Genomic DNA, 9,196 nt, shown 5'->3' with positions numbered 1-9,196 from the left:
TACGGTTTGACAAAGATTTAGTCCGTCGATTGTTATTAGAGGAAGTTATGGAAGAATCAGTTACCTATCAAGATATTATCCAAAAGGGAGTCCAAAAGGGACTCCAGCGAGGAAAGCAGGAGGAAGCGGTATTAATTGTGATGCGTTTGCTAACCCTGAGGTTAGGTTTACTTGACCCTGTGCTCCAACAGCGGATTGAGGGATTATCCATTACTCGATTGGAGGAATTGAGTGAAGCGTTGTTGGATTTTAAGACCGCAACGGATTTAGCGGTTTGGTTGGAGCACGGCTGACATTGAACTGTTAGTTTTCACCAGGATTTTTGGTGGGAAGATGATTTTGAAAAGACCTGATCTAATCAGGTCTTTTTTAGATCTTATCTCAATCAGAATTGCTCGGTTAGCATAACTTGACTCCATAAACAAGATCCAGGTGCGATCAATTTTCTAGTTCAGATTCACTACACTATCTGAGATAGTGTTAACTTTAAACAATTTGCATTGGCTTACGATAATATCTGTGTCTTGATGCAGTCGCTCATGGGGGAAACCCCCAAGACCGCGCTGCATCGCTAAATACTTAGCCGAAGAATACCCATCGGAGTTTTTTCATTGGCTATTGGGTGAAGAACCTCGCGATATTCAGGTACTTAAAACCGAATTAAGTGCTGAACCAATTCAAGCTGATGCTCTGAGTGTACTCCAAAGTACTAACCAAATTCTGCACCTAGAATTTCAAACCCTACCCCAATCTGAGCCACCACTACCATTTCGGATGTTAGACTATTGGGTCAGATTACAACGTAAATACCGATGTCCCATTGACCAGGTCGTGATTTTCCTAAAATCTACGACCTCACAGATGGTATTTACTAATGAGTTTAGGGATACTAACACCTGGCATCGTTATCGAGTAATTCGTCTGTGGGAGCAAGACCCTCAACCACTGTTAGCCAATCGAGCTCTGTTACCCTTGGCAACTCTAGCTAGGAGTAATAGCCCGAATCGATTGTTAGAGCAAGTGGTTGCCCAAGTGGATAAAATTGAAGAAAAACCATTACGGGGAAACCTAGCAGCCTGTGTGGATGTACTGGCTGGTTTACGGTTTGACAAAGATTTAGTCCGTCGATTGTTATTAGAGGAAGTTATGGAAGAATCAGTTACCTATCAAGATATTATCCAAAAGGGAGTCCAAAAGGGACTCCAGCGAGGAAAGCAGGAGGAAGCAGTATTAATTGTGATGCGTTTGCTAACCCTGAGGTTAGGTTTACTTGACCCTGTGCTCCAACAACAGATTGAGGGATTATCCATTACTCGATTAGAGGAATTGAGTGAAGCGTTGTTGGATTTTAATACCGCAACGGATTTAGCGGTTTGGTTGGAGCACTAAATCCCAATTTTTGAATTAAGAATTTAGAATTTAGAATTTAGAATTTAGAATTTAGAATTAAGAATTTAGAATTTAGAATTTAGAATTATAGATTCTGCATTCTGCATTCTTCATTCTTCATTCTTCATTCTGCATTCTTCATTCTTCATTCTTCATTCTTCATTCTTCATTCTGACAGACAACCTTGGCCAAAAGGCCACGCTACGCAAACAACCTCAGAAGCTTGATAGATTAGGATTGCTCAAGAGGAATTCCGATTCAAACCACAGGAGTGATAACATGGCAGGAAAGCAAATCTTAATGCTCGTAGGTGACTTTGTAGAAGACTACGAAGTGATGGTCCCCTTCCAAGGGTTGCAGATGGTAGGACATACCGTTGATGCTGTTTGTCCTGACAAAAAAGCTGGGGACATTGTTCGTACAGCGGTTCATGACTTTGAAGGAGACCAGACTTACACTGAGAAGCCTGGTCACAACTTCACCCTCAATGCCACCTTTGATGGGATCAATCCTGAAGATTATGATGCCCTAGTGATTCCAGGGGGAAGAGCACCAGAATACATCCGCCTCAATCAAGATGTGATCAAAATCGTGCAGCACTTTGCCCAAGCGAACAAACCAATCGCAGCAATTTGTCATGGTGCTCAATTGTTGGCAGCAGCAGATGTAATCCAAGGTAAAAAATGTTCCGCTTATCCAGCCTGTGGTCCCGATGTTACCCGTGCTGGTGGAACCTATGCTGACATTCCAGTAGATCAAGCAATAGTAGACGGTAATTTAGTAACAGCTCCCGCTTGGCCTGCTCATCCCCGGTGGCTAGCAGAATTCCTCAAGGTTTTGGGTACTCGCATCGAGCATTCATAGCACTTTTCAATGGGGTAAGGTATAAATTCCTGGGTTTTAGGGAGTAGGGAGCAGGGAGTAGGGAGCAGCGATGCAGCGCGGTCTTGGGGGTTTCCCCCATGAGCGACTGCATCAAGACAGGGATCAACTTTGAGATCAGTGCTGAACTATACTTTGAGATCAGACAGTATCTACAGAATTAGCAGCATTGGTGACCAGTAAATAAAATAGCGATCGCAAACTCATCTGCGATCGCACCAAATACAACTAATGGAATTCCCGTTACCGTGGCCAGATCCAGTTCCTATAGCAGTCCAAGACAAGGTTAAGACATAGTTCTGTTCCCTGGTTAAAACCTTCTTGACTATTGCCTTTTGCCTTTTGCCTTTTGCCTTTTGCCTTTTGCCTTTTGCCTTAAAAGGATAAGCAATGTCCCTGACTGGTTCACCATAATTGCTATATATTTAGTTAGTATTGCGGTACTGATGAATCAATTTCCTGACTCCAGGCAGTAATACCTCCTTTGACATTAATCCCTTCAATACCAGCCTCTTTCAAAATTCCCAAGGCTTTCGCTGAGCGACCTCCCTTCTTGCAATGGGCAATCAAGCGATGACCATTAACCAGCTCCTTAACTTTTGCTACACCAGAACCCTGTTCAATATCCGGTAATGGCACTAGAACTGAGCCAGAAATCTTAGCAATCTCATACTCATGGGGATTGCGGACATCAATTAAAACAAAATCATCCGCACCACTATCCATGAGTTCCTTGAGCTCCTGGACATTCATCTCTTTGATATCCATCTGGCGTTTGGCTTCCTCTTCTTTAGCTTGGGGAATGCCACAGAATTGTTGATAGTCAATCAACTTCTCAATGACCGGTCGTTCTGGATTGAGTCCCAGTTTCAATTCCCGGAAAGTCATATTTAAAGAGTTGTATAGCAACAAACGTCCACTGAGGGTATCGCCCTTGCCTAAAATAATTTTGACCGTTTCCGTTGCTTGGATCACGCCAATAATTCCTGGCAGAATGCCCAAAACCCCTCCTTCTGCACAGGAAGGTACCATTCCTGGTGGTGGGGGCTCAGGGAACAAGTCGCGGTAGTTGGGACCACCTTCGTAATTAAACACTGTCGCCTGTCCCTCAAACCGGAAAATAGAGCCATAGACATTTGGCTTATTCAGAAGTACACACGCATCATTGACTAGGTAACGGGTGGGAAAGTTATCGGTACCATCGACGATAATATCATAGGGTGCCATGATTTCCAAGGCATTCTCGGAATTCAGCAGGGTTTCGTAGAGGTCTACCTGACAGTGAGGGTTGATTTCTAGAATCCGCTCTTTGGCCGACTGAATTTTCGGTTTACCTACCCACGACGTCCCGTGAATTACCTGACGTTGGAGGTTAGAACTATCTACAACATCGAAATCGACTAGACCTAGGTTTCCAATTCCAGCAGCAGCAAGATAGAGCAATAGGGGTGAACCTAATCCACCACTACCTATACATAGGACACTGGCAGCTTTGAGGCGTTTTTGTCCATCTAACCCAACTTCTGGCAAAATCAGGTGTCGGGAGTAACGTTCGTATTCGTCTTTACTTAATTGGATTTCATCTAGATTGGGATTTAACATGGCATGTTGGGTTGGAAGCGGTAAGACTCAGCAGTTAACCTTTGATAATGATAGTTTCTTCTGGCTGGAACTGGTGGTGTTCATCCAGGCTCCAACTTCTGAAGTCACACGCTTTACCTTCCTCAACGGCAACAATAATATACGAGTATTGCTGCCAAGCGATCGCACGATCAAATTCTGAAGGTACCGCTGGGTGATCCGGATGAGAGTGATAGATCCCGATTATATCCAGATTGCGATCGCGTGCGTCTTTTTGTGCCCGCAGTAGCACCTCAGGTGCAATGCTAAATCGGCGCTGTCTGCTATAATCTCCCTGAGGTTTGCCCTCAACCGTAGCATAGGCATCAGCTGCTTCACTATCCCAGTTGTTCGGTGTGGGTAATACTTCAACCAGAGTTTTCACCTCACCCCGGTGCTTACCCAATAGTAAACCGCAGCACTCTTCAGGATAGGTGCTCTCTGCGTGGTTTTGAATTGCCAGTTGATGCTCAGTGTCCAGTTTTAAGCCCATACCGATTTAACTATCACCATGTCTTGATGCAACTCTTTTTTGTTCACAGTTGAGTGTATATTACCGTCAACTGTCAACCGTTAACCAAAAATTATCAATTATCAAATTATCAATTATAATATCACTTGTAATAAGCGCGTTTGTATTTGAGTTGTGAACATAGGATTGATCGAAAAAGGGAACAGGGAACAGTAGTCAAGAGCTTGGAATAGTTTTTGGTTTTATCAAAAATCAGCAAGATTCTTCATGATCTCTGTATAAATGCTATAGGTAAAATATTGTCGGTTGTAATACGTATTAGTCTTCGGGGTTGGTCAAATTTAAATTAACAAGTCTCAATTCACCAGTCTCAATCGTCAACTTTCAATTAACAAGTCGTTAAGGCACCAGGGTTTGATATGACTCCTAACCGCACTATAACAGCAAACAACGAAGAATATCGATTTTTTTTTCAGGAGAATGCTGCCAATATTTTTAAACACCATGACCTGGAAGTAATAGAGTCATTGCAACGTCGAAAAATTTCGATTAGCAACATTATACCATTGGAACAGGTTTACAAGATATCTGTAAAAATCGGTAAAAATATTCCCTTTAAGTCAGGAAAAAAATTAGCCTTACAACAAATGGAGGCAGTAGGGGAATTTCTCCAATATTTTCAAATAAGCATCCTCGGTCAACCCACCAGTATCTTCCAACTCCATGAGATTGAAATTAAAATAGATAAAATTTTTACCCCTGGCTTAACCTATGAGGCCGGGAAACTACTAATCTCTATTCCTGACTCTTCCTTACCGTTTCAGTCCCGTTACCTTAGCGATCAGGAGCTGAAAAATCAATGGAATAAGGGTAATCATCTCTCTAAAAAGTCTCTGTCTCGTAAAGCTTGGTGGTTATTAAATCCAATCGGGGAATTTCGGACTAACCTCAGAACAGTGCTATGGCAAGCTGCCCAAAAGCAAATTTTAGGTATTGACAAACTATTACTTAAGTTTGGCTTAATTGATAGATATGATAGAAGTGAGCAAAGCAGTGATCAACCTAGCTTACTGTTCAACCAGAATACGCAACCACAAGACCAGGGGTTCAGAGAAGGTGCGATCGCATTGATCAAAAACTCTGTGAATGAAGAGAAGCTGGGAATAGACTTAGAAGTAGTACTTAAGGATCAAGATGAGGCTACCTTAGGGAAGCTGCTGGGATTATTTAGGCAAAACTTGGCAGACGCCGGTCAAATAGAAGAACTGATTGAAGCTGGTGCTTTAACCCTACAACAAGCCGTTTTCCATGAACAATCTGAAATTGATATTAAGATGTTTGGGTTTGTGAATGTCGGTAATTATCATCGCATTGATGTATCGCTGAATCTAAGTGCTGGTTACTTGAAAAAATATGTTGAATTGATTCCCAGAAAGGCTGTAATCAAAGCAATTCAATTTGGATTTGTAAACGTCTATACTATAGATGATATTACAGTAAATCCTAACTTTCATGGAGCAATTAAGCTCTATTGGGAAACCGCTGCTCTGGAAAAATCACTGCAAGAATTAAGTCTAGTTAATCTATCAGAGCAGTCAAGTCAGTAAACTTAAGCGGTCAGCATTCAGCGGTCAGCATTCAGCGGTCAGCGGTCAGCTTCGTGGCACAGGCTTCCAGCCTGTGACTTCACTAAGATTAAACAAATGGTTAGCTGTTTTATTCAAAAGCACCTCAAGTAGCCTGGGTGGCACAGGCTTCTAGCCTGTGAAGTAGCGCATTAGCTGATAGCTGATAGCTTAAGTCATTACTCAATAGTCATAAGGGTAGTCAACACTCAAAAGTCATCAATCCCTTGTTAATTGACAATTGGCTATACTAATCCGTGTAGGAATTGTGAGAATTTTTGTTCCCTTTTCCCTACTCCCTGTTCCCTGTTCCCTGTTCCCTTTGGTATAGTAACCATTGACAATTAACAAGCAATTTTCTGCTTGCAATTATGGCAACTAGCAATCAATTGGAGTCGTTACTCCTACAACTCGATGATCGCAGCTACAAATCCTACAGAGATATCAAGGGTAGCTATCAGTTTCCAGATTTCACTCTAGTCATTGACAGGGTTCAGGGAGACCCCTTTGCCTCTCCTAGCCAAGTGCGCGTTTACTTACCCCAGTCAGTGGCTGGTTTCCCCAGTGAGCTGTATCGCACTGACAGCCGAGCCATCGCCCTAGAGGATTATCTAACTCGCTCATTTGATTGGGTAGCTCGGGAAATGAGCTGTCGGCGGGGTACCGGGAATAGTGGCTTGATTGCCATTACCCGTGTCGGGCAATCAGTACTGGAGCGCACCTCCGCTTTGGTGAGTGATGAAGGGGTAGAAATCCGGTTTGTGGTAGGATTACCAGCTCGTGGTCGTCGGATTTCTGGGCGTCAGGCCGCAGAAATGCTATGCCAAGATATCCCTGATATTATAGACCAATCCATTAAGTATGAAGTCCTCGATCCAGCTGCTATTAAGCATCATGTAGAAACAGTGGAAGATGCCGATTGGCTGCGTCAACAGCTGGCAAGCCGTGAATTAGTTGCTTTTATTCCTAACGGTGCCATTTTGCCACGGTCGAGTGGGGTGGATGACAAACCATTACAAGAGGATGCGATCGCATTTCAATCTCCCCAGACACTTCAAGTAGCATTCACTTGTCCCAATCGAGGATTAATTACCGGTATGGGAATCCCAGAAGGGATCACCTTGATTGTAGGAGGTGGCTATCATGGCAAATCCACAGTGCTCAAAGCCATTGAATTAGGCGTTTACAATCATATTCCTGGAGATGGACGGGAATTAGTAGTCACCAATCCCACCGCTGTCAAGATTCGGGCTGAAGATGGTCGGGGGATTTCTGGTGTAGATATTTCCCCATTTATTAATCAATTACCTCAAGGTCGCTCTACTGAAAAATTTTCCACCACCAATGCTAGTGGTAGCACCTCCCAGGCCGCAAATATTATCGAAGCACTTGAGGCCGGTACCAAGTTACTGTTGGTAGACGAAGACACAGCAGCAACTAACTTTATGATTCGCGATCGCCGTATGCAGGAGCTGATTGCTAAAGATAAAGAACCGATTACACCATTTATTGATAAAGTCCAACAGCTCTATACCGAGTATGGTGTTTCTACTATTTTAGTCATGGGAGGCAGTGGAGATTACTTTGATGTAGCCGATACCGTCATTGCCATGGAAAACTTCCAACCCCAGGATGTCACCGAAAAGGCTCAGTTAATTGCCGAAAAATACTTTACCGAACGCACCGCTGAAGGCGGGAAACACTTTGGCACTATTACCCCACGGGTACCATTAGCCGATGGGATTGACCCCAGTCGTGGACGCAAAGCCGTAAAATTGAAAGTCCGAGATGTAGATGAAGTAGGGTTTGGTGCAGAAAATATTGATTTATCTGCTGTTGAGCAGATTGTAGAAGTAGGTCAGTTAAGAGGAATTTCCAGGGCTCTTGTTTATGCTAAAGAGCATTATATCGATGAACGATTGACCCTATCGGAAATTTTAGATCTGGTGATGAAAGATATTGAAGAAAAAGGATTGGATGTACTAACGTTCCTTCCTGAAGGGGATTTAGTCCAATTCCGCCCCTTGGAATTAGCAGCAGCGCTGAATCGATTGCGAACCCTGTCAGTGCTTTGAGGATAATTCGGATCAACAGTGCTTTTAAAATTAGCAATTACCAATTCTTGAAATAATGAAAATAGAAGACTATTTTGATTTTATGGCTCCTGATGATATTCGCATCAAAGGAACGCGAGTGGGCATTGAAAATGTGCTGTATGAGTACATTTATCGTAATCGTACTCCCGAAGAAATTCTTAACTGTTTTTACACCATTACCTTGGAGCAAGTTTATGCCACAATTCTTTACTACTTAAACAACAAAGAAGTTGTCAGCCAATATATTTCTGACTGGCTGGAATGGAGTCATCAGCAACAAAAAGCTCAAGAACTAAACCCTCCTCCAGGGATAGTTCGATTACGAAAATTAAAAGCGGAACAAGAAGCCAAGAATAAAACCTATGAGTCTGAATTATCTGCTGGATGAAAATGTAAATCCAGTCTATCAGATTCAACTACGTCGGCAAGCACCTGATTTAGTTGTTAGAGCTGTTGGAGATCCAGCCACTCCACCAAAAGGTACACAAGACCCTGAAATTCTATGCTGGTGTGAGGAATATGACTTCGTATTGGTAACTAATAACCGCAAGTCAATGCCTGTACACTTAGCAGATCACTTAACTGAAGGTAGACATGTACCAGGAATTTTTATTCTAAGTCCAAAGTTAAATATCGGTGAAACTATTCAACAGCTAATCTTTATAGCTGAGGCATCATTTGAAAATGAATACCAAGATCAAATTGTTCATTTTACAACTATCTAAACTGATTAGATAGCGTTGGTTCATTAAGGTAAGGTTTTGCACTCCTAGCTCCCCAAGATTAATCCAAGATCACAGTACCATGGCTTAACGGCAATCATCCCATCATGCCCATACGTCAAACCTTAGACTTACCAGACATCCAACTGTCTTACCTAGAATGGAACCAAGGCCAAACTCCCTTATTACTCTTACATGGCTTAGCAGACCATAGCCTAGTGTGGTCTAGCCTCGGGGATTACCTTGCCCCAAACTATCATATCGTTGCTCCAGATCTGCGCGGTCATGGGGAAAGTAGCAAGCCGGATCAAGGCTATACCTTTGATGATCACATCGCCGATTTAGAAGCGTTAATGGATCACCTAGGATGGTCTAGTGCTGATATCCTCG

General features: G+C 42.8%; 11 protein-coding genes. 8 read left to right on the top strand and 3 right to left on the bottom strand.

Translation table 11 applies throughout. From position 1 onward, the window contains the following. From F6K49_RS31130 to F6K49_RS31120, 3 genes are all read left to right on the top strand, one after another. Positions 1-293 (top strand): DUF4351 domain-containing protein (locus F6K49_RS31130; RefSeq protein ID WP_293102873.1); only part of this gene is annotated, 293 nt, incomplete at its 5' end. A gap of 325 nt (positions 294-618) precedes the next feature. Next, on the top strand, positions 619-1,389 hold the full coding sequence (locus F6K49_RS31125; protein ID WP_293102870.1) for a DUF4351 domain-containing protein: 771 nt from the start codon (positions 619-621) through the stop codon (positions 1,387-1,389). A gap of 279 nt (positions 1,390-1,668) precedes the next feature. Next, positions 1,669-2,253 carry a DJ-1/PfpI family protein gene (locus tag F6K49_RS31120; RefSeq protein WP_293102867.1) on the top strand — a complete coding sequence of 195 codons (585 nt, stop codon included), beginning with the start codon at positions 1,669-1,671 and terminating at the stop codon, positions 2,251-2,253. On the opposite strand, the gene F6K49_RS31115 is transcribed toward F6K49_RS31120, so the two are convergent. The 3 genes from F6K49_RS31115 to F6K49_RS31105 form a co-directional block, all read right to left on the bottom strand. Then, positions 2,219-2,353, bottom strand: coding sequence for a hypothetical protein (locus tag F6K49_RS31115; RefSeq protein ID WP_293102864.1), 135 nt, complete (start codon positions 2,351-2,353; stop codon positions 2,219-2,221). The two genes, F6K49_RS31120 and F6K49_RS31115, sit on opposite strands and share 35 nt — an antisense overlap. Before the next feature lie 347 nt (positions 2,354-2,700). Further along, a complete protein-coding gene (moeB, locus tag F6K49_RS31110; RefSeq protein WP_075896371.1) occupies positions 2,701-3,873 on the bottom strand; it encodes a molybdopterin-synthase adenylyltransferase MoeB in 1,173 nt (390 codons plus the stop codon). Between the two features lie 34 nt (positions 3,874-3,907). Then, the gene (locus tag F6K49_RS31105; RefSeq protein ID WP_075896373.1) at positions 3,908-4,384 is read right to left on the bottom strand and encodes a M67 family metallopeptidase; all 477 of its coding nucleotides are present in this window, start codon (positions 4,382-4,384) and stop codon (positions 3,908-3,910) included. 398 nt (positions 4,385-4,782) lie between these two features. Here F6K49_RS31105 and F6K49_RS31100 point away from each other — a divergent pair, with 398 nt between their 5' ends. From F6K49_RS31100 to F6K49_RS31080, 5 genes are all read left to right on the top strand, one after another. Beyond that, positions 4,783-5,970 carry a hypothetical protein gene (locus F6K49_RS31100; protein WP_293102861.1) on the top strand — a complete coding sequence of 396 codons (1,188 nt, stop codon included), beginning with the start codon at positions 4,783-4,785 and terminating at the stop codon, positions 5,968-5,970. A 389-nt stretch (positions 5,971-6,359) separates the two neighbouring features. Further along, the gene (locus tag F6K49_RS31095; protein ID WP_293102858.1) at positions 6,360-8,063 is read left to right on the top strand and encodes an ABC-ATPase domain-containing protein; all 1,704 of its coding nucleotides are present in this window, start codon (positions 6,360-6,362) and stop codon (positions 8,061-8,063) included. A 55-nt stretch (positions 8,064-8,118) separates the two neighbouring features. Beyond that, positions 8,119-8,472, top strand: a complete 354-nt coding sequence (locus tag F6K49_RS31090; RefSeq protein WP_293069492.1) for a DUF433 domain-containing protein — start codon at positions 8,119-8,121, stop codon at positions 8,470-8,472. Then, positions 8,447-8,809 (top strand): DUF5615 family PIN-like protein, encoded by a 363-nt coding sequence (locus F6K49_RS31085; protein WP_293102855.1) that lies wholly within the window; start codon positions 8,447-8,449, stop codon positions 8,807-8,809. Before F6K49_RS31090 ends, F6K49_RS31085 begins: the two co-directional genes overlap by 26 nt. Before the next feature lie 104 nt (positions 8,810-8,913). Further along, on the top strand, positions 8,914-9,196 hold a 283-nt coding region (locus tag F6K49_RS31080), incomplete at its 3' end, for an alpha/beta fold hydrolase (RefSeq protein WP_366514255.1).

It is taken from the genome of Moorena sp. SIO3I6, assembly GCF_010672095.1.
This window is presented reverse-complemented; position numbering and strand designations above follow the sequence as displayed.